General features: G+C 70.7%; 22 protein-coding genes and 1 riboswitch. Of the genes, 13 read left to right on the top strand and 9 right to left on the bottom strand.

Going from position 1 to position 25,773, the window contains the following annotated elements; all coding sequences use genetic code 11:
• Positions 1–29: 29 nt before the first annotated feature.
• From H521_RS0117140 to H521_RS25165, 8 genes are all read left to right on the top strand, one after another.
• Positions 30–281 (top strand): DUF6458 family protein, encoded by a 252-nt coding sequence (locus tag H521_RS0117140; protein ID WP_022894245.1) that lies wholly within the window; start codon positions 30–32, stop codon positions 279–281.
• Between the two features lie 83 nt (positions 282–364).
• Entirely contained in the window at positions 365–1,219 is an 855-nt protein-coding gene (locus tag H521_RS0117145; RefSeq protein ID WP_022894246.1) for a DNA-formamidopyrimidine glycosylase family protein, read from the top strand.
• Positions 1,220–1,318: 99 nt separating this feature from the next.
• A complete protein-coding gene (locus H521_RS0117150; RefSeq protein WP_051159342.1) occupies positions 1,319–1,840 on the top strand; it encodes an RNA polymerase sigma factor in 522 nt (173 codons plus the stop codon).
• Between the two features lie 69 nt (positions 1,841–1,909).
• The gene (locus H521_RS0117155; protein WP_156891514.1) at positions 1,910–3,304 is read left to right on the top strand and encodes a hypothetical protein; all 1,395 of its coding nucleotides are present in this window, start codon (positions 1,910–1,912) and stop codon (positions 3,302–3,304) included.
• 40 nt (positions 3,305–3,344) lie between these two features.
• The gene (locus H521_RS0117160) at positions 3,345–4,205 is read left to right on the top strand and encodes an Fpg/Nei family DNA glycosylase (RefSeq protein ID WP_022894249.1); all 861 of its coding nucleotides are present in this window, start codon (positions 3,345–3,347) and stop codon (positions 4,203–4,205) included.
• Between the two features lie 25 nt (positions 4,206–4,230).
• Positions 4,231–4,809, top strand: a complete 579-nt coding sequence (locus H521_RS0117165) for a GNAT family N-acetyltransferase (protein ID WP_022894250.1) — start codon at positions 4,231–4,233, stop codon at positions 4,807–4,809.
• A 43-nt stretch (positions 4,810–4,852) separates the two neighbouring features.
• On the top strand, positions 4,853–6,523 hold the full coding sequence (locus H521_RS0117170; RefSeq protein WP_022894251.1) for an ABC-F family ATP-binding cassette domain-containing protein: 1,671 nt from the start codon (positions 4,853–4,855) through the stop codon (positions 6,521–6,523).
• Between the two features lie 30 nt (positions 6,524–6,553).
• Positions 6,554–7,144 (top strand): GNAT family N-acetyltransferase, encoded by a 591-nt coding sequence (locus tag H521_RS25165; protein ID WP_022894252.1) that lies wholly within the window; start codon positions 6,554–6,556, stop codon positions 7,142–7,144.
• 12 nt (positions 7,145–7,156) lie between these two features.
• On the opposite strand, the gene H521_RS0117180 is transcribed toward H521_RS25165, so the two are convergent.
• The gene (locus H521_RS0117180) at positions 7,157–7,633 is read right to left on the bottom strand and encodes a hypothetical protein (RefSeq protein WP_022894253.1); all 477 of its coding nucleotides are present in this window, start codon (positions 7,631–7,633) and stop codon (positions 7,157–7,159) included.
• A gap of 98 nt (positions 7,634–7,731) precedes the next feature.
• Positions 7,732–9,651 carry an anthranilate synthase family protein gene (locus tag H521_RS24060; RefSeq protein WP_022894254.1) on the bottom strand — a complete coding sequence of 640 codons (1,920 nt, stop codon included), beginning with the start codon at positions 9,649–9,651 and terminating at the stop codon, positions 7,732–7,734.
• Positions 9,652–9,821: 170 nt separating this feature from the next.
• On the opposite strand from H521_RS24060, the gene H521_RS0117190 reads away from it, so the two are divergent.
• A complete protein-coding gene (locus tag H521_RS0117190; RefSeq protein WP_022894255.1) occupies positions 9,822–10,676 on the top strand; it encodes a putative protein N(5)-glutamine methyltransferase in 855 nt (284 codons plus the stop codon).
• Here H521_RS0117190 and H521_RS0117195 read toward each other — a convergent pair.
• Positions 10,665–11,351, bottom strand: a complete 687-nt coding sequence (locus tag H521_RS0117195) for a phosphoribosyltransferase (RefSeq protein ID WP_245561013.1) — start codon at positions 11,349–11,351, stop codon at positions 10,665–10,667. The two genes, H521_RS0117190 and H521_RS0117195, sit on opposite strands and share 12 nt — an antisense overlap.
• Positions 11,352–11,568: 217 nt before the next feature.
• On the opposite strand from H521_RS0117195, the gene H521_RS24065 reads away from it, so the two are divergent.
• On the top strand, positions 11,569–13,275 hold the full coding sequence (locus H521_RS24065; protein WP_156891516.1) for a VWA domain-containing protein: 1,707 nt from the start codon (positions 11,569–11,571) through the stop codon (positions 13,273–13,275).
• Positions 13,276–13,341: 66 nt separating this feature from the next.
• Here the strand turns inward: H521_RS24065 and H521_RS24070 are convergent, their stop codons facing one another.
• The 6 genes from H521_RS24070 to H521_RS0117230 all read right to left on the bottom strand — a co-directional run bounded on the left by H521_RS24070 (position 13,342) and on the right by H521_RS0117230 (position 20,678).
• On the bottom strand, positions 13,342–14,799 hold the full coding sequence (locus tag H521_RS24070; protein WP_051159343.1) for a DHA2 family efflux MFS transporter permease subunit: 1,458 nt from the start codon (positions 14,797–14,799) through the stop codon (positions 13,342–13,344).
• A 259-nt stretch (positions 14,800–15,058) separates the two neighbouring features.
• Positions 15,059–16,204: a cysteine desulfurase family protein gene (locus H521_RS0117210; protein WP_022894259.1), complete on the bottom strand. Its 1,146-nt coding sequence runs from the start codon at positions 16,202–16,204 to the stop codon at positions 15,059–15,061.
• Entirely contained in the window at positions 16,201–17,055 is an 855-nt protein-coding gene (nadC, locus tag H521_RS0117215) for a carboxylating nicotinate-nucleotide diphosphorylase (RefSeq protein WP_022894260.1), read from the bottom strand. Before nadC ends, H521_RS0117210 begins: the two co-directional genes overlap by 4 nt.
• A complete protein-coding gene (nadB, locus tag H521_RS24075) occupies positions 17,055–18,611 on the bottom strand; it encodes an L-aspartate oxidase (protein ID WP_022894261.1) in 1,557 nt (518 codons plus the stop codon). Before nadB ends, nadC begins: the two co-directional genes overlap by 1 nt.
• A gap of 1 nt (position 18,612) precedes the next feature.
• Positions 18,613–19,947, bottom strand: coding sequence for a quinolinate synthase NadA (gene nadA, locus H521_RS0117225; protein WP_022894262.1), 1,335 nt, complete (start codon positions 19,945–19,947; stop codon positions 18,613–18,615).
• Complete coding sequence (locus H521_RS0117230) at positions 19,944–20,678, bottom strand: NUDIX hydrolase (protein WP_022894263.1); 735 nt, start codon at positions 20,676–20,678, stop codon at positions 19,944–19,946. The genes nadA and H521_RS0117230 overlap by 4 nt, the downstream gene beginning before the upstream one ends.
• A 189-nt stretch (positions 20,679–20,867) precedes the next feature.
• Positions 20,868–20,988: riboswitch (glycine riboswitch) on the top strand.
• A 168-nt stretch (positions 20,989–21,156) separates the two neighbouring features.
• Between H521_RS0117230 and gcvT the strand changes: the two genes are divergently transcribed.
• The 3 genes from gcvT (at position 21,157) to gcvP (ending at position 25,691) form a co-directional block, all read left to right on the top strand.
• Positions 21,157–22,338, top strand: a complete 1,182-nt coding sequence (gcvT, locus tag H521_RS0117235; RefSeq protein ID WP_022894264.1) for a glycine cleavage system aminomethyltransferase GcvT — start codon at positions 21,157–21,159, stop codon at positions 22,336–22,338.
• 69 nt (positions 22,339–22,407) lie between these two features.
• Positions 22,408–22,779 (top strand): glycine cleavage system protein GcvH, encoded by a 372-nt coding sequence (gene gcvH, locus H521_RS0117240; RefSeq protein WP_022894265.1) that lies wholly within the window; start codon positions 22,408–22,410, stop codon positions 22,777–22,779.
• Between the two features lie 8 nt (positions 22,780–22,787).
• Positions 22,788–25,691, top strand: coding sequence for an aminomethyl-transferring glycine dehydrogenase (gcvP, locus tag H521_RS0117245; protein WP_022894266.1), 2,904 nt, complete (start codon positions 22,788–22,790; stop codon positions 25,689–25,691).
• Positions 25,692–25,773: the final 82 nt, after the last annotated feature.

Raw genomic sequence — 25,773 nt, forward strand, 5'->3', positions numbered from 1 at the left:
CGAGTGACCGAGCAGAACGGAGCAATGACATGAGCATCGGCATCGGAATTCTGCTCGTGGCGATCGGGGCGATCCTCACCTTCGCCCTGAACGTCACCGTCGACTGGATCGACCTCGATCTCGTCGGCTACATCTTGATGATCGCAGGCGCGATCGTCGTCATTCTCGGGCTCATCTTCATGATGCGTCGTCGGAGCATCTCCACGACCAGCACTGCCGACCCGGCGGTGGGCCAGCGCGTCACGCGCACCGAGAGCCAGGCTCCGCCTCCCGAGGTGTAGGGCCTGTAGGGGAGAGAGCGGATGCCGCGCTGGGGGCGCGGCATCCGCTCGACCGTGTCGGCAGCGTGTGCCAAGCTGGCGACATGCCCGAGTCGCCCGAGGTACAGGCGCTCGTCGAAGATCTCGGCACGCGATTGACCGGCCGCGAGATCATCGGCGTCGACGTCGTGGAATTCCGTGTCGTCAAGACCCGCAGTCGCCCGCCGACGTCGCTGCGCGGGCAGCGTCTGCGTGGCGCCGAACGGCACGGCAAGCACGTCGACCTCTTGATCGACGACGGACAGCACCTCGTGGTCTCGCTCGGCCGCCACGGCTGGGCACGCTACGGCACAGCCGAGGCCGAGGCATCCGGCGCGGTCGGCGCCGCCCCGCCGACGCTCCTCGCGCTCACCTTCGACGACGGCAGCGTCGTCGAGTTCACGGATGCGGGTGATTGGGTGTCGCTCGGCAGCTGGGTCGTCGACGAGTCGAGCGACGTGCCGGCGGTCGCCAAACTCGGACCGGACCCGGCCGCCCCCGAGTTCACGCGCGCCGACTTCGACCGGGTGGTCATCGGTCGTCGCAAGCAGGTGAAGGCGGTGCTGCAAGAGCAGGAGTCGCTCGCGGGCATCGGCAACGCCTATTCCGATGAGATTCTGCACGTCGCCAAGCTCTCCCCGGTGGCGCATGCCGCGTCGCTGTCGCCGGCCGAGCTCGACCGCCTGTTCGACGCCACCGTCGGCACGATCACGGGTGCGATCGAACGACAGCGCGCTACGCCGATCGATCAGTTGAAAGCTGCGAAGGTCGCGTCGATGCGCGTGCACGGCAGAGCCGGTGGGGCCTGCCCGGTCTGCGGCGACGAGGTGCGCGACTTCTCGTTCGCGAGCACCACGGCGCAGTACTGCCCGACGTGCCAGGCGGGCGGAGCACGCCTTCCACTGCGAGGCGTGGAGTAATCCGGGCTCGGCGTGCAAGACTCGCGCCGGACGCGACACAGACATGGTGTGAGCATCGCCAGCACCCCAGCAAGCGCCGACGCAGCCGAGGAGGTGGCGATGCCCGAGCCCTCAGAGGGCGGCGTGACCCCCGCTGAGACCGCGTGGTTCACCGAGGTCGTTCGCGAGCACTCGACCGCACTCGTTCGCTACTTCGCCCGTCGCGGCCCGCGGCAGGACGCCGAAGATCTGGCCGCCGAGGTCTTCGCGACCGCCTGGCGTCGTCGCGACGACGTGCCGCGCGAGGCGGTGCTGCCGTGGTTGTACCGCACGGCCGGTTTCACGCTCGCGAACGGCCGCCGCAAGCGCGTCGACCTGCCAGTGGAGGAATTGCCTGAGACGGGCGTCGTGCGCATCGATCACGACCCTGAGCTCAGTGCGCTGTTCGACGCCGAGCTTCGCGGTGCGCTCGAGAGCGTCGGCGAACGCGACCGCCGCATCCTGCTGCTGCACGCCTGGGAGGGGCTCGACGGCGCGGAGCTCGCGGCCGTGCTCGGCATCTCGCGCTCCGGGGCGGATGCCGCGCTCTCCCGTGCCCGCAAGCGGCTGCGCGAGGCCTGGGGCGAGCGCTTGTCGTTCTAGTCGGACTGCAAGGTTTCGGCGCCGCCCGACATATCCCCAAGTGAACCGCACGCACGAAGGGTGATCGACATGAACGACGACAACGAGCTCGACCCGGTGGCACGACTCCGTGCCGCCGACCCGGCAGCCGGCGTCGAACCCCGTGCAGGCTTCGCCGACGAGGTCATCGTGCACGCGACATCCGAGACCGCGCATGAGGATGCCGCGGAAGCGGGTGCCGCGGCCGGCGCGGTGACCGATCTCGACGCCGAGCGGGCGCGCCGCCGACCGCGTTGGCTTGCGATCGCGGCGGTCGCCGCCTCGGTCGCGATCGTCGGCGGCGCCGGCTTCGGCCTGGGAGCGATGACCGGCGGAAGCCCGACCCTCGCCGCAGCTCCGCCGATCTCGCTGCAGTCCGGTGCGACCGGAAGCGGCGCCATGGAGGGCGCGACGCAAGAGGGCCCGGGATCGTTCGACGCCAGTGGTCGCAAGATGGTGGGCTCCGGGGCCAGCGACATGATGATGCCCTACGGATTCGGTCGCAACAGCTTCAGTGCCTCTGGACTCTCCACCACAGACGGCACCGCATCGGCGTATGCGTTCGATGCGCGAAGCGCGTCGACCAGTGAGACCGTGGCCGCGCTCGCCGTAGCGCTCGGGATGGAGGGCACGCCCGCGTTGAAGGACGGCAGCTGGACGGTCGGCCCGCAGGATGGCAGCGCCCCCACGCTCTACGTCGCGCTCGACGGCACGCTCGGATTCTCCTACTCCGACCCGCGGATCAATCCCTGGGCGTGCCTCGAGCCGGTCGAGCCGGTCGACCCTGTGCCGTCGTCACCCGATGGGGCGGAGCCCGAGCTGGGCATCCCCGAGGCGCCGGCCTGCGAGCCCGACACAGCAGCCCTGCCGAGCGAGTCGGCAGCGATCGACGCACTGCGTTCACTGATCGCGGCGACCGGTCGCGACGCCGGCGCCTTCGAGTACACCTCCGAGACGTGGGAGGGCGCGGTGACCCGGATGGCGCAGGCCTGGCCCGTCATCGATGGCCAGCGCATCGACCAGGCGTGGTCGATCGAGCTCGCGAGCGAGGGAATCTCCAGCGCTTCCGGAGCGCTCGCCGGACTCGTGTCGATCGGCGACTACGACGTCGTCAGCGATCAGCAGGCCTTCGAGCGGCTCTCCGACCCGCGGTTCGGGGCGCAGATGACCGCCATGCCGTTCGCAGCAGCGGAGGCTCCGGTGGAGCCGATGGTCGAGGAGTGGGTGGCTCCGACCGAACCCCCCGCGACGCCGACGAACGGCAGCCCGGTCTCGTGGCCGGTGCGCGACGTGACGATCATTAGCGCTCATCTCGGTCTCGCGAGCCAATGGCAGCCCGACGGCAGCGTGCTCATCGTGCCGGCCTACGCCTTCACCGATGGCGACGGCGGCACCTGGTCGGTCATCGCGGTCGCCGAGTCGAAGCTCGAGTTCGCTTCGGAGTGATACCGGTGCGGCTGTCGGCGGCCGGGTGCAGGATGGTGGTGTGCCCGAGTTGCCCGAAGTGCAGGCGCTCGTCGAGTTCCTCGACGAGCGTGCCACAGGGCACGCATTCGGGTCGCTGCGAGTCTCGGCGATCTCGGCGCTCAAGACCTTCGACCCCCCGCTGTCGGCACTCGAGGGCGAGCGCATCGGGGGAGTGCGTCGGCACGGCAAGTTCGTCGACCTCGATGCCGGCGGCGTGCATCTCGTCTTCCACCTCGCTCGCGCCGGGTGGCTGCGGTGGTACGACGAGGCGCCGACCACGCCGGTCAAGCCCGGCAAGTCGCCGCTTGCGCTGCGCGTTCGGTTCGACGATGCCTCTGGCTTCGACTTGACCGAAGCCGGCACGAAGAAGTCGCTCGCCGTGTATGTCGTGCGCGACCCCGGCGAGGTGCCGGGCATCGCGCGGCTCGGCCCCGACCCCACTGCGGCCGACTTCACGATCGACGACTTCGCTCACATCCTCGAGGGACGCCGAACGCAGGTCAAAGGGGTGCTGCGCGACCAGTCCGTGTTCGCGGGCATCGGCAACGCCTACTCCGACGAGATCCTGCACGCGGCCAAGATGTCGCCGTACGCGCTGGCCGCGAAGCTCACGAGCGAGCAGGTCGAGCAGCTCTACCACGCGCTGCGAGACACCCTCGCCGACGCGGTGGCCGCGGCATCCGGTCGCCCGCCCGCAGAGCTGAAAGACGCCAAGCGTCGAGCGATGCGCGTGCACGGGCGCACCGGCGAGACGTGCGAGGTCTGCGGTGACACGATCCGTCAGGTGATCTTCGCCGACTCCACGTTCCAGTACTGCCCTGGGTGCCAGACCGGCGGCAAGCCGCTCGCCGATCGCGTGCTCTCCCGGCTCGTGAAGTGACGGCGGCGGCTGGTAGGCAGGGAGCATGACGACTTCCGACGTGACGTGGCCGCGTGCGGCCGGGCCGCTCGAGCTGCGACTTCCCACCGAAGCGGCCCTCGAGCAGGTGCTGGAGTGGCGCAACCGACCCGAGGTGACGCGCTGGCTGCTTCGCACCGAGGTCGAGCCCGAAGCCTTCGCGCGGCGCTGGCTCGAGGAGACCGGCGACCCGCTCGACCACTCGGCGATCGCGATGCTCGGCGACGAGGTCGTCGGCACCGCGTCGCTCTGGGTCACCGACGGCATGGGCCAGACGCACGGCGATCCGGCGGTCTTTCAGCGGAGTGAGGCCGGCATCGGCTACCTCATCGACCCGGCGTACGCGGGCAAGGGGTATGCGACGCAGATCGCCGGCGCGCTGCTCGCCCTCGCATTCGACGAGCTCGGCGTACATCGGGTCACCGCGGGGTGCTTCGCCGACAACATCGCGTCGTGGAAGGTGATGGAGAAGCTCGGCATGCGGCGCGAGCAGCACGGTGTGCGCGACTCCTGGCACGCCGAGCTCGGCTGGATCGACGGGTTCACCTACGCGATCCTCGATGAGGAGTGGCGATCGGCTCGTTGACCACCGGTGCGAGCTCACAGCGCTCGCTGACTACAGTTGACCGGTGACCGCAACACTCGTGGCCCAGGGCCTCGCCGGAGGCTACGCCCACCGCACCCTCTTCGACGACCTCGACCTGACGGTCGCACCGGGCGATGTCGTCGGCATCGTCGGTGTGAACGGGGCGGGCAAGTCGACGCTGCTCCGCATCCTCGCCGGCGAGCTCGAGCCGCAGGCCGGCACGGTGCACCTGTCGCCGAGCGACGCGTTCGTCGGCTGGCTGCCGCAAGAGCACGAACGCATCGAGGGCGAGAGCATCGCCGCGTACGTGGCCCGGCGAACCGGAGCCGCCGAGGCATCCGCTCGCCTCGACGCCGCGGCCGAGGCGCTGAGCTCGACGGATGCCCCGGCGCCGGGCGCCCCCGATGCCGCCGACGAGTACTCCGTGGCCCTCGAGCGCTGGCTCGCCTCTGGCGCCGCCGACCTCGACGAGCGGCTCCCTGCCGTGCTCGCCGACCTCGGACTCAGCCTCGGCGACGCGCACCTCTCAGCAGACTCGATGATGACCTCGCTCTCGGGCGGACAGGCCGCGCGCGTGGGCCTCGCGGCACTGCTCTGCTCCCGCTTCGACCTCGTGCTGCTCGACGAGCCGACGAATGACCTCGATCTCGACGGGCTCGAGCGACTCGAGGCATTCGTGCGCGGCATCCGCGGCGGTGTGGTGCTCGTGAGCCACGACCGCGAGTTCCTCGCCCGCTCGGTGACACGGGTGCTCGAGCTCGACCTGGCGCAACACTCGAATCGCATCTACGGCGGGGGCTACGACGCCTATCTCGAGGAGCGCGCGACCGCGCGTCGCCAGTTGCGCGAGGAGTACGACGAGTTCGCGGCGAAGAAGGCCGATCTCGTGTCGCGAGCACGCACCCAGCGCGAATGGTCGAGCCAGGGCGTGCGCAACGCGATGAAGAAATCGCCTGACAACGACAAGATCCGGCGCAAGGCCGCCACCGAGTCGAGCGAGAAGCAGGCGCAGAAGGTGCGTCAGATGGAGAGCCGCATCGCACGCCTCGACGAGGTCGAGGAGCCGCGCAAGGAGTGGCAGCTCGAGTTCACGATCGGTCAGGCGCCGCGCTCGAGCTCCGTCGTCTCGACGCTGAATGAGGCCGTCGTCGTGCAGGGCGACTTCACGCTCGGCCCGGTCTCGCTGCAGGTCGACGCCGGGGAGCGCATCGGCATCACCGGGCCGAACGGTGCGGGCAAGTCGACGCTGCTCGCGTTGCTGCTGGGGCGGCGTGCGGCCGACGCGGGAACCGCGAGCCTCGGGACATCCGTCGCCATCGGCGAGATCGACCAGGCGCGTACCCAGCTCACCGGGGCGGCGCCGCTCGCCGACTCGTTCGAGGCCCTCGTGCCCGAGTACTCGGGCGGCGAAGTGCGCACGCTGCTCGCGAAATTCGGGCTGAAGGCCGACCACGTGCTGCGGCCGGTCGATGCGCTCTCGCCCGGAGAGCGCACCCGCGCCGGGCTCGCGCTGCTGCAGGCGCGTGGCGTCAACGTGCTCGTGCTCGACGAGCCGACGAACCACCTCGACCTCGCCGCGATCGAGCAGCTCGAAGACGCGCTCGAGTCGTACGAGGGCACCCTGCTGCTCGTCACGCACGACCGGCGGATGCTCGAGCGCGTGAGCCTCGATCGCCGCTGGCGGGTGGAGGCCGGGCGCGTCACCGAGAACTGACTGTCGGATGCCGCTGCGAGACTTGACGCGATGATCGACGAACTCCGCACCGAACGCCTGCTGCTTCGCCCGCTCACGCTCGACGACGCCGATGCCTACTTCGGGGTCTACGGCGACCCGCGCACGTGGGAGCACCTGCCGAGCGGCCGGCACCCGAGTCGAGACGTCTCGGAGCGAGCCATCCGGAGCGCGATCGACGCGCGGCTGGCGCACGGCTTCTCGCACAATGCGGTGATCGCCCGCGAGCCCGTCGGCCTGCTACCCGCGGGCGCCTTCCTGGGCTCCGCCGGTGCGAAGATGCTCGACTTCGACGCCTGGAACCTGGGCTATCGCTTCGCGCCGGCGGCTTGGGGGCACGGGTTCGCCACCGAAGCCGCCGCCGCGAGCCTCGAGGCCGCGCAGACGACGCGCCCGTCGACGCCCGTCACCGCTCGGGTGCTGGCCGAGAACGAGGCATCGATCAGGGTGCTCGAACGGGTCGGCCTGCAGCTCATCTGGCGGGGGCGGTCAACTTCCGAGCCCGATGGCGTCGAGGGCAGCACCACTCACCTCGAGCGCCTGATCTTCGCAGATTGCCGACTCGATGATCACACCCTCGACGCGGTGATTGCGCTCGGCTGAGCTGGTTCTAACTCAGGTCAGCCGGTCGTCGTCGCGCCGCACCGCATCACCCCGCACCTCATCGCGCCGCACGTCGTCGCGTCGCACGTCGGGTGCACGGTCGTCGCGATGCGTGGTGTCGTCAGTGTCGACATCGGGATCGAGCGTGTCGGCCTTGCGCAGACGGTCGTCGGCTTCGGCGCGAAGGTCGGTGGCGGCCGAGTGGCGATCGGCACTCTCGCGCGCGAGCCGCTCCGACTCGAGGCGGGCCTGCGCCGCGTCGGCGTCTGCCTGCTTGGCGGCAGCGGCGGTGCGAGCGGCTTCGGCTTCACGCTGGCGCGCTGCGGCATCCGTCTCCGCTGCGCTCTGCCTGAGGTCGGCCGCACGGTTCCTGCCGGCTTCGATGCGGGCTTCCTTGCGCCGCCGGTTCGTGGCCATCACGACGATCACGATGATCGCGATGACGACGACGATGCCGATGATGATCCAGACGATGGTGCTCGTGTCCATGCTGATCCGCCTCCTCAGGTCGGTCACGCCAAGCAAAGCGCTTCGTGCTCGCGGCGGGCAACGGCTTGCGCAACGCCGTCGGCTGCGGGATCATCCGGTCAAACCGCCGCAACGACGCGCTGCTCGCCGGCGTCGCCTGCCGTGATCGCCCCACCGAGCAGGTCGTCGACGATGCGAGCGAGCACCGTGAGCCCGTCGGGCGACAGCACGGACTCGAGGTGACCCTGCACTGAGGCCACGCCTGGCCCGCGCAGCGCGTGCACCACGTCGGTCGCGGCATCCGATGCCACCTCGAGGCCGAGCCGGGCCGTTGTCGAGCGGTTGAGGGCGAGCGCCGTGAAGGTGTTGTAGAAGCCGATGCCGGCAGGCTCGCCGAACACGTCGACCTGGAGTTGCAGGCCCTGCCGCGGTGCCGGCAGCGGTGCGAGCGGCAGGCCGGCGATCGACGCGAGCAACTGGTGGCTGAGACAGACGGCGAGCAGGGGCGCACCGCTCGCGAGGCGCTCGGTCATGAGCTCGCGCAGTCGAGCGATGCGCGGGTCGGCGTCGTTGCGCGGGTCGCCCGGCCCCGGCCCGAACACGACGAGATCGTCGGATGCCGCGGGCGCGGCCTCGTTCCACGGCACAACTCGCGCCGCGACGCCGAGGTGGCGCAATTGGTGCGCGAGCATCGTCGTGAAATCGTCGCCCGCGTCGATGACGAGCGCCGTGGCGCCGCGCGCGGCGTGTGCGGCCTGCGGGGTGCTCCAGAACGCAGCGAGCTGATCGTTGCGGGAGTCGAGGAGCGTCGCAATGCGATCGTTCTCGCGGCGCGCCGCCGGTGCCGCCGCCGGTGCCACGGTTGCCGCGGTGCCAGCGGCGCCCGCGCCCGTCGCGCGCGGCACCGCGCCGAGCGCGGTGAGCACTCCGGCCGCCTTCGCGTGCGTCTCGGCAACCTCGCCGACGGGATCGGAATGGCGAACCAGGGTCGCGCCCACCGGCACGCGCACCTCGCCCGCCGCGTCGACGTACGCGGTGCGGATGAGGATCGGCGCGTCGAGGTCGTACCCCGTCGCGGTCGGCGTGAACCGCGCCAGCACTCCCGCGTAGTAGCCACGGGCCGTCGCCTCGTGGCGGGCGATCACGGTGCAGGCGTTGCCCATCGGCGAGCCCGTGACGGTGGGCGCGAACATCGTGAGACGCAGCACGTCGCGCGGATCGAGGTCGCTGCGCCCCTCGAGGAGGTACTCGGTGTGCGTCAGCCGCGACATCCGCTTCAGGAAGGGGCCTCGAATGCGGCCGCCGTCGGGGCAGACCGCGCTCATCATCTTCAGCTCCTCGTCGACGACCATGACGAGTTCCTCGCGCTCCTTCACATCATCGAGGAAGACAGCCAACTCGTCGTCGCTCGGCGGCCCGTCGAGGTGGCGGAAGGTGCCGCTGATCGGGTTCATCGAGACCACCCCGTCGAGGGAGGAGACGTGGCGTTCCGGCGTCGCACCGACCGCTGAGAGCTCGGGAGTGTGCAGCGCGAACGTCCAGTACGCACCCGCTTCGTGTTCGAGCAGCGCTCGGAACCATCCGAGCACGGCCAGTGCGGCCGGCGCCTCGATGTGCCCGGTGAACTCGCGTCGGATCACGAAGTTCGCACCCTCGCCGTGGCCGATCTCGTCATCGATGACCCGGCGCACCCGCGCAGCGTAGTCGGCATCGCTCACGTCGACGTCGAGGCGTTCGAGGGCGATCGGATGCTCCGGAAGCAGGTTGATGGCCTCCGCGAGTTCGATCGACTCGCGGTCGCGCACCACGAGGCAGCGGAGCGGCGCACCGTCGTCGTGCGCCACGAAGCCGCGTTCGCGCACCTGACGGAACGGCACGAGGGCGAGCACTTCCGCGCCGTCGAGCGGGATGTCGGCGAGCCGGTCGACATCGACGATGTCGCCGACGAGCACGTCGAGGGTCGGCTCGTGCTCGCGGCGCACGATCGCGAACGGGCCTGGCGCAGTGGCGGTGAGCAGGGAGGTGAGCAGTCGCGTCATGGGATTCTCCGGTCGGACCCTCGGGTGGAGTCTTCCCGCAAACGCGAAACGACCGCCCTCGGGCGGTCAAAGTACGTCGAAACGAATGGCCGCCTAGGAGGCGGGCCACCAGTTCTGGTTCGACGAGGTCATGCAATGGACTCTAACACCAGGCCGGTACGCTGCGAGAGATGGCAATTCCTGCAACCGCATCTGCACCCGAAGCCGAGATCGTGCGCCGCCTGCGGGCTGTGGGCTGCGTCTTCGCCGAAGACGAGGCGCGACTGCTGCTCGAGGCGGCCGCAGATCACGATGATCACGGCGAACTCGAACACCTCGTCGCACGCCGCGTCGCCGGCGAGCCCCTCGAACAGGTGCTCGGCTGGGCGGAGTTCGCGGGCCTCCGCATCCGCGTGCTGCCGGGCGTGTTCGTGCCTCGCCGCCGCACCGAGTTCCTCGCAACCGAGGCCGCGCGCCTCGTCGCGCGTTCCGCGCTCGCCGTCGACGGCAGCCCGGCCGGGGTCCCGCTCGTCGTCGACCTCTGCTGCGGCGCCGGCGCGATCGGGGCGGCCATCGCGGATGCCGCAGGGCCCGACCGCATCGAACTCGTCGCCGCCGACCTCGATCCCGTCGCCGTGCACGCGGCGCGCTCGAACCTCGAAGCGCTCGGAGCCCGGGTGTTCGAGGGCGACCTGTTCGACGCACTGCCCGCAGATCTTCGCGGACGCATCGACGTGCTCGCCGTCAACGCGCCCTATGTGCCGAGCGACGCCATCGCCATGATGCCGCCCGAGGCGCGCGACCACGAGAGGCGAATGGCACTCGACGGCGGTGGCGACGGCCTCGACGTGCATCGCCGTGTCGCGGCATCCGCTCGCTCGTGGCTCGCGCCCGGTGGCGCACTGCTGATCGAGACGAGCGAAGCGCAGGCTCCCGTGGCAGCGGCGTTCTTCGCCGAGGGCGGTCTCATCGCGCGCGTCGTGCGCGATGACGAGGCCGACGCGACCGTCGTGATCGGTGCAGCGCCGCATCGATCACTCGCGTGAGCGTGCCGCCTCGAGCAGCTCGGCGACCTCGTCGTCGCTCGTCTGCGTGAAGTCGAGGTAGTGCATGCCGACCGACACGAAACCCCTCGGCGTCGAGAGGCACACGATCTCGTCGACGGCGGGGTCGGCGGCGAGCGAGCCGAGCGAGTCGGGTGCACCGACCGGCATCGCGAGCACGACGCGCGCCGCACCGCGCGCCTTCGCCACGCGGGCCGCGACCCGCGCGGTCGCCCCGGTGGCGACGCCGTCGTCGACGATCACCGCGGTGCGGCCGGCGAGCGGCACCGGCGGCTCGCCGCCCCGGAAGCGGGCGAGCCGCGCGTCGAGTTCGAGACGCTCACGGCGCTCGATGTCGCGCAACTCACCCGGGGAGACGTAGGCGGCGTCGATGACGTCGTCGTTGAGCACCCGCGCGGCCTCCTCGCCGATGGCGCCCATGGCGACCTCGGGCTGCCCGGGAACACCGAGCTTACGCACCACGAGCACGTCGAGCGGTGCCCCGAGCGCTCGCGCGACGAGCGCCGCGACGGGCACCCCGCCGCGCGGCAGGCCCAGTACCACCGGCCGCTCGAGGTCGATTCCCTCGAGCGCGGCGGCCAGACGCCGGCCGGCATCGCTGCGGTTCTCGAACGGCTCCATGAGGTGCGTCCATCGAGCCGGGACTCGGGTCGGCATCGGTCGGCCTGCGGCTCGATTCCATGCTCGCACTCTTGCTGCACGCTGCCAAGGGTCTGCATCGCGCTCGTCGCCGCAGTAGCGGAGAATGTCGTGAACCCGAGCGAAGTTCGCGTCTTCAGTCGCGTCGCCTACACTGAACGAAATCCTTCCCCCCGCGAGGGGAACCCGTACAAGAGGATCCGACGGGCCCCCACCCGTCGGCTTTGGAGTGTCCGTGGGACGTCATAGTGTCTCGGCACCGGTGAAGATGCCGGGCCGCAAGCTGATCCTGTCCATCATCGGTGCCGTCGTCGTGGTCGGAGTCGTCGCCTCGGGCGTCTTCCTCTGGGCCGGCGGATACCTGAACCCGATCTTCGCCTCGGCCGACGCCGGGTGCGCCGAGACCGAGAAGATCGCCGTCGTCGCCGACACCTCCATCGCGCCGGCGCTCAGCGACATCGCCAAGGCCTTCGACGAGTCGCCCGACCGTTGCGTGACCACTGAGATCACCGCCCAGGACTCTGCAGACACCGCGGCGGTCATCGCCTCGGGCGGCGCTGAGGCCGATGCCTGGATTCCTGACTCGAGCGTCTGGCTCGATCGCGTGAACGCCACGGCGACATCGCTCGGGCAGGGCGCACCCGACCTCGAGGTGACCGGCTCGATCGCATCGTCGCCCGTCGTGTTCGCCGGTGCCGCCACCAAGGCGACCGAGCTCGCCGCCGAACCGGTCAGCTGGACCCGGGTGCTCGGGGGCGCGTTGCCCACGATCCTGCCCGACCCCGAGGCATCCGCCGCGAGTCTCGCCGGTCTCCTGGCCCTGCGCGGTCACTCCTCTCCCGACGATCCGCGGCAGTTCGCCGGCGCGATGATCGAGCTCGGCAAGTCGATCCCCGCGTCGACGAGCGCAGCCTTCGGCACGTTGAGCGCCGCCGAGCAGGCCGCCGTCGTCGTGACGAGCGAGGCGCAGGTCGCCGCCTACAACCTCGACGATCCGGTCGAGGGTCTCGTCGCCGCGTACCCCGTCGACGGCACCGTCTCGCTCGACTACCCGTTCGTGCGCCTGTCGGCGGATGCCGCGGCCGGCGAGGGCACGGCCGACACCGCCGACGCGGGCACGAAGTCGCGGGCCGAACTCGTCGACGACTTCGAGGCCGCCGTGCGCGACGCCGCCGAGACGTTCGCCGCGGCGGGCTTCCGCTCACCCGACGGCACCGGAACACTCGACATCGCCGGCCTCGGCGCCGACGCGCCGCCCGCGGCGGCGGCACTCGACGGCGCCGCACAGCTCGAGATCCTCCGGGCCTGGTCGGTGCTCACCCTGCGCTCGCGGATGCTCGCCGTGATCGACGTCTCCGGGTCGATGGAGGAGCCGGCCGAGAACGGGCTGCGCCGCATCGACATCTTCCAGCAGGCCGCTGTGGGCGCGATGCAGAAGTTCTCGGGCGAGGTCGAGATGGGCGTGTGGGTGTTCTCGACCGCACGCAACGGCGATCTCGACTACGAAGACCTGGCCCCGATCGCGCCGCTCGCCGATGCCGCGCACACGCAGCAGATCGCGGGCATCATCCAGTCGCTGCCGGCGAGGCTCGGTGGTGCCACCGGTCTCTACGACACCACGCTCGCCGCGGTGCAGCGGGTTCGCGAGACGTACGACCCCGAGAAGGTCAACTCGGTGCTGCTCTTCACCGACGGCAAGAACGAAGACGAGAACGGCATCGACCTCGAGACGCTCCTCGCCGAGCTCGCGAAGATCGACGATCCGGCGAAGCCGGTGCCGGTCATCATGATCGGGTTCGGGCCCGACACCGACCTTGCGGCGATGCAGCGCATCGCCCAGGCGACGAAGGGTGCCGCGTATTCGGCATCGAAGCCCGAAGACCTCGGCACGGTGCTGGTCGATGCGCTCTCGCAGCGCAGCTGCCGACCGAACTGCGGCTGAGTCCCGGCTGAGCACACGACGAAGGGCCCCGGCGATCGCCGGGGCCCTTCGTGGTGTTGCAGTGACTCAGTGCGCTGCAGGCGCACCCTGCATCATGTCGGCGGGCTTGCGCACGAAGAACGCACCCACGATCGCCGCGAGCGAGAGGATCGCGCCGACAAGGAACGCGGCACGGATGCCGGAAGCCGCCGCCGCCTCGACGGAGGCGCCGGCAGAAGCTGCCGTCAGCGACTGCGCCGCCATGATGGTCACGAACAGCGCCGTGCCCGCCGCACCGGCAACCTGCTGCACGGTGCCGACGATGGCGGAGCCGTGCGAGTAGAACCGGGGCTCGACCGAACCGAGCGCCGAGGTGAACAGCGGGGTGAACATGAACGCGAGACCCGCCGACAACGCAACGTGGGCGATGAGCAGAAGCCACGGCGAGGTCTGATCGGTCACGAGCGTGAGCGACCAGAGCACCGCGCTCACGACGATCGAGCCGGGCACGAGCAACGGTGTCGGTCCGAGCCGGTCGAACAACCGGCCGACGGTCGGGCCGAGCAGGCCCATCGTGAGCCCGCCGGGCAGCAGCAGGAGCCCGGTCATGATCGGCTCGAGGTGCAGCACGTTCTGCAGGTAGATCGGCAGCAGGATGATCGTGCCGAACAGCGCCGCCATCATGATCGTCATCAAGCCGATCGAGATGGCGAAGTTGCCCGAGCGGAACGGCCGCAGGTCGAGCAGGGCCCGATCGGCCGACTGCAGGGCGAGCTGACGCCAGATGAACCCGCCGATGCCGAGCACACCCGCCGTGAACGCGACCCACATCGGGGCGGCGCCGAGCGAGCTGCCGCCGGTCTCTGCGCCGATGAGGCTGAGGCCGTAGACGAGGCCGCCGAAGCCGAACGCCGAGAGCACGACGGAGAAGACATCGATGGGCACGACGCGAGGTTCGCTGACGTTCTCGACCCGGCGGATGCCGATGAACAGCATGACGAGCGCGATCGGCAGCACGAGCCAGAACATGAACCGCCACGACAGGTAGTTCAGGATGAGGCCGGAGATGGTCGGGCCGATCGCCGGGGCGACCGACATGACGATCGAGACGCGACCCATGAGCCGGCCGCGGTCGCTCGGCGCGACGAGCGTCATGAGCGTCGTCATGAGCAGCGGCATCATGATCGCCGTGCCGCTGGCCTGCACCACGCGGGCGAGGAGGAGCACCTCGAAGCCCGGTGCGAGTGCGGCGATCAACGTGCCGGCCGAGAAGAGGCTCATGGCGGCGATGAAGATCGGGCGTGTTGCGAACCGCTGCAGCAGGTAGCCGGTGATCGGGATCACGACGGCCATCGTCAACATGAAGGCCGTGGTCAGCCACTGCGCGGCGGCGATGGAGATGTTGAGGTCTGACGTGAGGTGCGGGATCGCAACGCCCATGATCGTCTCGTTGAGGATGACGACGAAGGAGGCGGCGAGGAGAAGCCAGATCACCCGGTTGTTGCGGGCGCCGTGCAGCGCCTCGACATCGGAGTGCTCGTGCATCTGGGTGTCACCCGCGGGGGCGACACCGGGTTCGGTGAGTTCGGGAACGGCGCGTTCGGTCAAGGAGAAATGGGTCCAATCGATTTGGCGCAGAGCTGCGCCTGAGAATTGCGTCGAATAGGTGGATCAACCCGCGGCGGGACTCACGCTATTCCCGGTTTCCGAGATCAATCGGAACGCATTGACTCGCGCCGAAGTGAAGGGGCGGGCTCAGAAGGGAATGGCGGTCGTCGCGGGGCTGCTTACGGGGCCGAATTGATCATGTTTCGACGATAGCGCGAACCGCCGACACTGCTCGAGCGACCGCCGCAGCGGCATCCGTCACCTCGTCGGCGGTGGTCTCGGCGCCGAGGGTGAACCGCACTGCGGTCTGGGCGAGTTCGGCCGGAACGCCGATCGCCGTCAGCACGTGCGATGGCTCGTCGCTGCCGGCCGCGCAGGCGGATCCGCTCGAGCAGATCACGCCCTCGCGCTCGAGCTCGAGGAGCACGGCCTCGCCGCTCGTGCCGGGGAAGACGAACGAGACCGTGCCCGGCAGCCGGTGCTCGACGTCGCCGGTGAGGCGTGCGCCGGCCACCGTCGCCGACACCCGGGCCACGAGTTCGGCACCGAGCGCGCCGACGCGTGCCGCGGCATCCGCTCGCTCGGCATCTGCGATCCGCAGGGCGGTGGCGAGGGCGACAGCACCGGCGACGTTCTCGGTGCCCGAACGGCGGCCGCGTTCCTGCCCGCCGCCGTGCAGCACGGGTTCGATGGGAAGCCGCCCCCGCACGATCAGTGCACCGGTGCCCTTCGGAGCCCCGAACTTGTGGCCGGCGAGCGACAGCGCATCGACGCCGAGATCCGCTAGCCGTAGTGGCAGCCAGCCGGCGGCCTGCACGGCATCGGTGTGCATCAGGGCGCCGGCGGCATGGGCCACCTCTGCGAGTGCGGCGATCGGCTGCACCGTGCCGATCTCGTTGTTCGCGAGCTGCACGGAGACGAGCGTGGTGTCAGGGCGGATGACGCGGGCGAGCGCCTCTGGGTCGACGAGACCACCCGCACCGACGGCCACCTGCGAGACCTCGAACCCGTGCTCGCGGCCGAGGTAGGCGGCCGACTCGAGCACGGCCTCGTGCTCGATCGGCGAGATCACGAGGTGGCGGCCGCGCGGGTTCGCGAGAGCGAGTCCCTTCACTGCGAGATTGTCGGCCTCGGTGCCGCCGCTCGTGAAGACCACGTCGCCCGGGCGTGCGCCGACGACTGCGGCCACCGTCGCCCGTGCCTCGGCGAGCGCACGAGCCGCCTGATCACCCAGACCGTGCCGGCTCGACGGATTGCCGAACGCTCCGGAGAGGAATGGCCACATCGCCTCGAGCGCCTCTCGGCGCACCGGGGTCGTGGCGGCATGGTCGAGGAAGATCACCGCTCGACCACCACGTCGAGTCCGAGATCGAGTGAGCGCACCGAGTGCGTCAGCGCGCCCACCGAGATGACGTCGACGCCGCTCGCCGCGATCTCGGGCACCGTGTCGAGTGTGACGCCGCCCGAGGCCTCGACGATCGCCCGACCCGCGATGAGCGCGACGCCCGCGCGCAACTCGTCGGGCGTGAAGTTGTCGAGCATGACCGTGTCGGCGCCGCCGGCGAGCGCGGCCTCGACCTGGTCGAGCCGGTCGACCTCGACCTCGAGGTGGGCGGTGTGCGGCATCCGCTCGCGCGCGGCTCGCAGGGCGGTGGCGAGGTCGAGTCCGCCCGCGGTGAGCACCGCGAGGTGGTTGTCCTTCGCCATCACCGCGTCGGAGAGCGATCGGCGGTGATTGCGCCCACCACCGTCGCGCACGGCCTGCCGCTCGAGGCTGCGCAGGCCGGGAGTGGTCTTGCGGGTGTCGACGATGCGCGCGCGGGTGCCCGCGGTCGCGGCGACGTACCGCGCGGTCTGCGTCGCGATGCCCGACATGCGCTGCACGAAGTTCAGGCCGATGCGCTCGGCCTGCAGGATGCCTCGCGCCGGGCCGCTGACACGCGCGAGCACCGCGCCGGCCGCGAAGGCGTCGCCGTCACCGGCGAGCACCTCGACGACGACCGTCGGGTCGATCAGGCGGAACGCCGCCGTGAACACCTCGATGCCGCTCAACACACCGGCTTCGCGGGCGACGAGCTCGGCGGCGGCGCGCGCCGTGGCCGGAATGAGCGTCTCGGAGGTGAGGTCGCCCCACGGGGCATCCTCATCGAGTGCGGTGCCGACGATGCGGTCGATCTCACGGGTGTCGGTCATCAGGCGGCCTCTCGGTCGAGTGCTGGTGCTGGCGCAGCGCCGACGGACGCGGTCGCCGAGTCGGTCGCGACAGCGGGGTCGTCGGTGCGGAAGTGCGCGCCGAGACTCCCGCTCCGCGCGAGAGCCGCGGCGACCGTGAGGCGCGCAAGGTCGAGCAGGTTGCGGTCCTCCGCCGAGCGGCGGTCTCGCGGAGCCGCTGCACTCCAGTCGGCCAGGCGAGCGGATGCCTCGGCGAGACCGCGCGCGTCGCGCTCGAGTCCGACGTGGCGCCACATCAGCTCGCGCAATTCGCCGCGGTCGACGACTTCGCCGCTCTCGCTCTCACTGGGAGCACCGCCCGCGCCTCCTGCGGCCTCCGCGCCGGTGCGGGCGAAGCCCGTCGAATCGGGCCAGCGGTCGTCGAGCACGAGCGCCGCGCGATCGGCGAACACGGCCGCCTCGAGCAGCGAGTTCGAGGCGAGGCGGTTCGCGCCGTGCACGCCGGTGCGGGCGGCCTCGCCGACGGCGAAGAGCCCGGGCAGACTCGTGCGGCCGTGCAGGTCGGTGACGATGCCCCCCATGGCGTAGTGGGCGGCGGGCGTGACCGGCACCGGCTCGCGTGCCCAGTCGAAGCCAGCAGCGCGAACGACGGCGTCGAGCCCCGGGAAACGTCGTGCCAGGGTCTCGCTGCCGAGCGCCGTGGCGTCGAGCAGCACGGGTGCGCCGCCCTGCTCGAGCGATCGACGCCAGACGGCACGTGCCACGACGTCGCGCGGTGCGAGGTCGCCCCGGGGGTCGACGTCGAACATGAAGCGGTGGCCGAGCGCATCGCGCAGCGCCGCGCCCTCACCGCGCACCGCCTCGGAGATGAGCGGGGTGCCTGGGGCGGCCAGCGCCGTCGGATGGAACTGGGTGAACTCGAGGTCGGCGAGCTGCGCGCCGGCGCGCCATGCAGCCGCCACTCCGTCGCCCGTCGCGACGGACGGATTCGTCGTATGCCGGAAGAGGCATCCACTGCCACCCGTCGCCAGCACGACGATATCCGCACGGCGCTGGGCGACGGCTCCGGATGTCGCGAGCAGCCGTGCCCCGACGGCGCGGCCGTGCTCGACGAGCAGGTCGAGGAGCATCGTGTGCTCGTCGATCGCGACGCTCCGCCGGCGCACGGTCGCGATGAGCGCGCGCTCGATCGCGGCACCCGTGGCATCGCCGCCTGCGTGCAGGATGCGAGCGCGGGAGTGCGCGGCTTCGAGCCCACGTTCGAGCCCCGACTCGCCTCGGTCGAAGGCGACGCCGAAGCGGATCAGGTCGCGAACGCGACTGGGCCCCTCATCGACGAGCACCCGCACGGCGGCGGGGTCGGCGAGCCCGGCGCCCGCATCGATCGTGTCGGCGAAGTGCCGCTCGGCGGAGTCGTCGGGGAAGAGCACGGCCGCGATGCCGCCCTGCGCGTAGCGGGTGTTGCCCTCGGCGAGCTCGGCCTTCGTGACGAGCTCGACCGTGTGCCCGGCATCGGTCGCCTTCACCGCGGCCCAGAGGCCCGCGATGCCGCCGCCGATCACGAGCACGCGCGCCATGTCAGGCCGCCGTGGCTGTCGTGGCGACGGGCGGCTTCGCCGCGAGCATGCGCTCGAGTGCGAGCCGGGCGGGCTCGGCCACCTCGTCGGCGACCGTGATGCGGTTGACGATGCGACCCGCGACGAGCTCTTCGAGCACCCACGCGAGGTAGCCGGGGTGGATGCGGTACATCGTCGAGCACGGGCACACCACGGGGTCGAGGCAGAAGATCGTGTGTTGCGGGTACTCCGCCGCAAGGCGCTGCACGAGGTTGATCTCGGTGCCGATGGCGAAGGTCGAGCCGGCGGGCGCCGCGGCGATCGCCTTCACGATGAAGTCGGTCGAGCCCGCGGCATCCGCTGCATCGACGACGGGCATGGGGCACTCGGGGTGCACGATGACCTGCACGCCGGGGTGGTCGATGCGCGCCTGTGCGATCTGGTCGACCGTGAAGCGCTTGTGCACCGAGCAGAAGCCGTGCCAGAGAATGACGCGCGCATCGTCGAGTTCGGCCGCGGTGCTGCCGCCGAGCGCCTTGCGCGGGTTCCACATCGGCATCTGCTCGAGCGGCACGCCCATGGCCTTTGCGGTGTTGCGGCCGAGGTGCTGGTCGGGGAAGAAGAGCACCCGCTGCCCGCGCTCGAACGCCCACTCGAGCACCGTCTTCGCGTTCGAGGAGGTGCAGACGATGCCGCCGTGGCGGCCGACGAAACCCTTGAGCGCTGCCGACGAGTTCATGTACGTGACCGGGATGACGGGCACCCGCCCCGCGGCATCCGTCGCCGTGAGGTCGCCGTAGACCTGCTCGAGCTGTTCCCAGCACTCCTCGACGCTCGACTCGTCGGCCATGTCGGCCATCGAGCAGCCGGCAGCCAGGTTCGGCAGGATCACGGCCTGCTCGGGCGTCGAGAGCAGGTCGGCGGTCTCGGCCATGAAGTGCACGCCGCAGAAGACGATCGCCTCGGCGTCGGGCCGGGTGAGCGCGGCGTTCGCGAGCTGGAACGAGTCGCCCACGAAGTCGGCGTGCTCGATGACCTCGTCGCGCTGGTAGAAGTGGCCGAGCACGACGGCGCGGTCACCGAGGGTCGCCTTCGCGGCGCGGATGCGCGCGTGCAGCTCGTCGGCGGAAGCGGTGCGGTACGACTCGGGCAGCGCGCCCTGGCGCGGCGAGCCCGTGGGGATCACGTCCCCCATCGACGAGCCGGGGCCGTACCCGACCGGGCCCTGGTCGAACTCCCACGGCCCCTTCGCGAGCTCGGGAGCGCACGTCTCGCCGGCCGTCGTGCCGGTCGTGATGAGCCTGATGGTGCGGTCGACGGATGCCGCCGCGCGCGTGTCCTCGATGGAGATGGTCATGATGCGGGTCGCTCCCTCAAGAGTGGTGGGGTGTCGATGAGCCGATCGGCGGCGTCGGCCGTGAGCGTCGACGCGTCGTAGCGGTAGAGCTTCGGTGGGCGGTGCGCTGCGCCGGCCAGGTGCTCGCCGGTCTCGCGAAGGCGCCGCGAGGCGATCATGGTGCGGCGGAAGTTCGCGGGGTCGAGCGGGCGCTGCAGCACGGCTTCGTACACCTCGCGCAGCTCGGCGAGCGTGAAGGTCTCGCCGAGGAAGGCATGGGCGATCTCGGCGTACTCGACCTTCGTGCGCAGGCGCCAGAGCGCGTACTCGACGATGCGGTTGTGATCGAACGCGAGCCCGGGCAGCGTATCGGCCGGCACCCAGCGCACGTTCGGCCCTGCCGTGGCGCGCGCGGCCTCGTCGCTCTGCACGAGCGCCCAGTAGACGACCGAGACGACGCGGATGCCGGGGGAACGGTCGACCTCGCCGAAGGTGTAGAGCTGCTCGAGGTACTTGGGGGCGAGGCCGGTCGTGAGGCGCAGGGTGCGCGCTGCGGCGGACTCGAGTTCTTCGTTCGGCGGCAGCCAGCCCCCGGGCAGAGCCCAGAGGCCGAGTTGCGGCTCGCGAGTGCGTCGCACGAGCGGGGTCCAGAGCACCGGGCGGCCGCTGTGATCGGGGCGCAGCGCGAAGATCACCGTCGAGACGGCGAGGCGCGTGGGCGCATCGGCCGGCAGCTCGTCTGCGTGCGGCATCCGCTGCTCCGATCTTCAGGTCAAACTGACTCGAACTCGTTCGATGCCCACCTTACAGTCAGATCGACTCGAACACCATTCGGCGCCCAACCTGCTCGAGCCCACGTCGCGCTGGCATCGTCGGGGCCGCCCCGATCGCGCAGCACCGCCCCGCTGCTAGGATCGGAGCACAACCTCATACCGGGCCATCGACGCGTCGCGGGAGAGCCGGCAGTCCTGACAACGCACCAGCTGTTGACGGGTCACAGGCCGGCACCGAAGGAGCAAGCCTCCCTGCCAATCTCTCAGGTCACTACACCGCGATGACGAGGCCACTCTGAAAAGTGGATGCCGCGCTGCATGCGGCCTCCCGCCCACGGTGAAAGCGCGTCGACCCCGCGTGAAACTCTCAGGCTCATGACAGAGGGGGAGTTCCCGCACGGCAAGCCTTCGCGGCCGTGGCAACGTCGGCGCACGCCGACACGTCTGGAGAACTCTCGTGACCAACGAACCCGGTACCGCCCCCGAGCGACTCAGCCCCCTCGATGCCGTGCATCGCGAGGCGGGAGCGAGCTTCACCGACTTCGCCGGCTGGCAGATGCCGGTGCGCTACTCGAGCGACCTCGCCGAGCACCACGCCGTGCGCACGGCCGCGGGCATCTTCGACCTCTCGCACATGGGCGAGATCGTGCTCATCGGACCCGAGGCCGCTGCAGCCCTCGATTTCGCGCTCGCCGGCAAGCTCTCGGCGATCGAGATCGGACAGGCGAAGTACTCGCTGCTGCTCGCCGAAGACGGCGGCATCATCGACGACCTCGTCGTCTACCGCACGGGCGACGACCGCTACATGGTCGTGGCGAACGCCTCGAACGTCGGCATCGTCGCCGACGAGCTGCGCGCCCGCGCGGCCGGCTTCGACACGATCGTCTCCGATGAGAGCGACGACGTCGCGCTCATCGCGGTGCAGGGGCCCGATGCTCGCGCCGTGCTGCTCGAGACCCCCGGGTTCGGCGTCGACGGTCCCGGCGCAGCGCCCACGCACAATGGCGCCGACGACTTCGACGTGCAGCTCGAAGCCATCAAGTACTACCGTGCGTTCCCAGCGACCTTCGAGGGCGAGCCCGTGCTCGTCGCCCGCACGGGCTACACCGGCGAAGACGGCTTCGAGCTCTACGTCGCGCCCGAGCGGGCGACGCGACTGTGGCGGGCACTCGTCGAGACGGGCGGGCCGCGACTGACGCCGTGCGGACTCGCGAGCCGCGACACGCTGCGGCTCGAGGCCGGCATGCCGCTCTACGGCCACGAGCTCAGCCGCGACATCCTGCCCGTGCAGGCGAGCCTCGGCCGCGTCGTCGCGCTCGCGAAGCCGGGCGACTTCGTCGGCCGCGCCGCGATCGAGCAGGGGCCCGCGGCGGATGCCCCGGTGCTCGTCGGCCTCGCGGCTGACGGCCGCCGTGCACCGCGCGCCGGCTACGAGGTGTTCGACGGCGACGGCGAGTCCGCCACGCGCGTCGGGGTCGTCACGAGCGGTGCGCTCTCTCCGACGCTCGGCCACCCCATCGCGATGGCCTCGGTCTCGCCGGCCGCGGCCGAGGCGGGCACCGAGCTGTTCGTCGACGTCCGGGGCACGCGCATCGCGGCATCCATCGTCGCCCTGCCCTTCTACAAGCGCAACGCCTGATCCAGCACCCCAGGCCCCAGCGCGACCGCACTTGACACCGCCAGCACCGAACATCTCGAGGAGCACACCATGACCGACCAGACCGCACTGCACTACACCGAAGAGCACGAGTGGATCGCCATCGACGGCGACGTCGCGACGATCGGCATCACCGACTACGCCGCCGAGAAGCTCGGCGACGTCGTCTTCGTCGAGCTGCCGGCGTCGGGCACCACCGTGACAGAGGGCACCGTCGTGGGCGAGATCGAGTCGACGAAGTCGGTCGGCGAACTCTTCGCTCCCGTGAGCGGCGAGGTCGTCGAGGCCAACCAGGCAGTGGTCGACGCGCCCGAACTCGTCAACAGCGACCCGTTCGGCGAGGGCTGGCTCATCAAGGTGAACGCCTCGAGCCTGCCGAAGTTCCTCACGCACGACGAGTACCGCGCACTGGTCGGAGAGTAAACACAGCGATGAGCACCCCCACCTCCTCAGCATTCGATCTCGACGCCTTCGGTCGTCGACACATCGGCACGAGCCCGAGCGACCACGGGCTCATGCTCGCCGAGCTCGGCTACGACTCCCTCGACGCCCTCATGGCCGCCGCGGTGCCCACGTCGATTCGCATGGGGGAGGTACTGAACTCGGCGATCCCCGCGGCCGCCACCGAGCGCGAGGCGCTCGCCGAACTCGCGGCGCTCGCCGAGCAGAACACGGTGCGCACCTCGATGATCGGCCTCGGCTACTTCGGCACGATCACGCCGTCGGTGATCCAGCGCAACGTGCTCGAGAACCCGAGCTGGTACACGGCGTACACGCCGTACCAGCCCGAGATCTCCCAGGGCCGCCTCGAGGCGCTCATCAACTTCCAGACGATGGTCACCGACCTGACCGGACTCGACACCGCGAACGCCTCGATGCTCGACGAGGGCACCGCCGTCGTCGAGGGCATGCTGCTCGCGCGGCGCGCCTCGAAGTCGACGTCGAACCGGTTCATCGTCGACGCCGATGTGCTGCCGCAGACGCTCGCGCTGCTCGAGTCGCGCTCGGTCGCGGTCGGCATCGAGCTCGTCGTGGTCCCGCTCGATGAGCAGACGGATGTCGCCGCCGCAGGCTCGCACTTCGGTCTGTTCGTGCAGTACCCCGGCGCATCGGGTCGCGTGTGGAATCCGGCAGCCGTCATCGCGGCCTCGAAGGCGCAGGGCGCCCTGGCTGTGGTGGCAGCCGACCTGCTCGCGCTCGCGCTCATCACGAGCCCCGGCGAGCACGGTGCCGACGTCGCCGTCGGCACCTCGCAGCGCTTCGGCGTGCCGATGGGCTTCGGCGGACCGCACGCGGGATACATGGCCGTGCGCAAGGGCCTCGAGCGGCAGCTGCCCGGTCGCCTCGTCGGCGTTTCGAAAGACGCGGTCGGCGCGCCCGCGTACCGCCTCACCCTGCAGGCCCGCGAGCAGCACATCCGCCGCGAGAAGGCGACGTCGAACATCTGCACCGCCCAGGTGCTGCTCGCCGTGATGGCGTCGATGTACGCCGTGTACCACGGGCCCCGCGGCATCCGTCACATCGCGACGCAGGTGCATCAGGCCACGGTGAACGCGGCCGCGCGGCTGCGCGCGTCGGGCATCGAGGTCGTGCACGATTCATACTTCGATACCCTGCTCGTGCGGGTGCCGGGAGGTGCCGCCGAAGCGGTCGCGACCGCGCATCGGTCGGGTGTGCTCTACGGACGCGTCGACGACGACACCGTGCGCTTGAGTTTCGATGAGGTCACGGCGACCGATGCCGAGCTCGTCGATCGGGCGCTCGCGCCACTCGGTGCTGCACCCGTCGCCGGGCGCGAGGTCGGCGTGTGGCGCCCGGCGTCGCCCATCGCCGATGAGCTTCGCCGCACCACTCCGTACCTGCAGCACCCGGTGTTCAACACGCACCACTCCGAGACGCAGATGATGCGGTATCTCAAGACCCTCGCCGATCGCGACTACGCGCTCGACCGCGGCATGATCCCGCTCGGCTCGTGCACGATGAAGCTCAACGCCGCGACCGAGATGCAGTCGGTCACCTGGCCGGAGTTCGCGAACCTGCACCCCTTCGCGCCCGAGGCCGACGTCGTCGGCACGCTCGGCCTCATCGAGCAGCTCGAGACCTGGCTCGCCGAGGTCACCGGCTACGACACCGTGTCGCTGCAGCCGAACGCAGGCAGCCAGGGCGAGCTCGCCGGCCTCCTCGCGATCCGCGGCTTCCACCTCGCGAACGGCGACGTCGACCGCGACCTGTGCCTCATCCCGTCGAGCGCGCACGGCACCAACGCGGCATCCGCGGTGCTCGCCGGCATGCGCGTCGTCGTCGTCGCGTGCGACGAGCTCGGCAACGTCGACCTCGACGACCTGCGGGCGAAGATCGCCGAGCACGCCGACCGCATCGCGGCGCTCATGATCACCTATCCGTCGACGCACGGCGTCTACGAGCACGAGGTGAAGCAGATCACGCAGGCCGTGCACGACGCCGGCGGCCAGGTCTACGTCGACGGGGCGAACCTCAACGCCCTGCTCGGCTACGCGCGGTTCGGCGACTTCGGCGGCGACGTGTCGCACCTGAACCTGCACAAGACATTCTGCATCCCGCACGGCGGCGGCGGCCCGGGCGTGGGCCCGGTCGCGGCGAAGGCGCACCTCGCGCCCTACCTGCCCGGTCACCCGATGGCGCAGCGCGCCGACCACTCGGGCGGGGTCACGCACGACGGCGGGCCGGTTTCGGCGGCTCCATACGGCAGCCCGTCGATCCTGCCGATCTCGTGGGCGTACGTGCGCATGATGGGCTCCGAGGGCCTCAAGCAGGCGACCGCGACCGCGGTGCTCGCCGCCAACTTCGTCGCCTCTCGCCTGCGCGAGCACTTCCCGGTGCTCTACACCGGTGACAACGGCCTCGTCGCGCACGAGTGCATCCTCGACCTGCGCCCCCTCACGGCGGCGACGGGCGTGACCGTCGACGACGTGGCCAAGCGCCTCGTCGACTACGGCTTCCACGCGCCGACCATGTCGTTCCCCGTCGCAGGCACGCTCATGGTCGAGCCGACCGAGTCGGAAGACCTGGCCGAGCTCGAGCGCTTCGTCGAGGCGATGGTCGCGATCAAGGTCGAGGCCGATGCCGTCGCCGCCGGCGAGTGGCCGGCCGACGACAACCCGCTCGTGAACGCGCCGCACACCGCGGAGTCGGTCATCGCGGGGGAGTGGTCGCATCCCTACACCCGCGAGCAGGCGGTCTACCCGGTGCACGCGCTCGTGCGCAACAAGTACTGGGCGCCGGTGCGCCGCATCGATCAGGCCTACGGCGACCGCAACCTCGTGTGCGCCTGCCCGCCGGTGGAGGCGTTCGCGTAGCGCAGCGGAGCGAACGACGACCAGAGAGCACAGCGGTTTCACGCCGCGACGAAGGAGCGGCGTTCGCGTAGCGCAGCGGAGC

The organism is Agromyces subbeticus DSM 16689, assembly GCF_000421565.1.
Taxonomy (GTDB): Bacteria; Actinomycetota; Actinomycetes; order Actinomycetales; family Microbacteriaceae; genus Agromyces; species Agromyces subbeticus.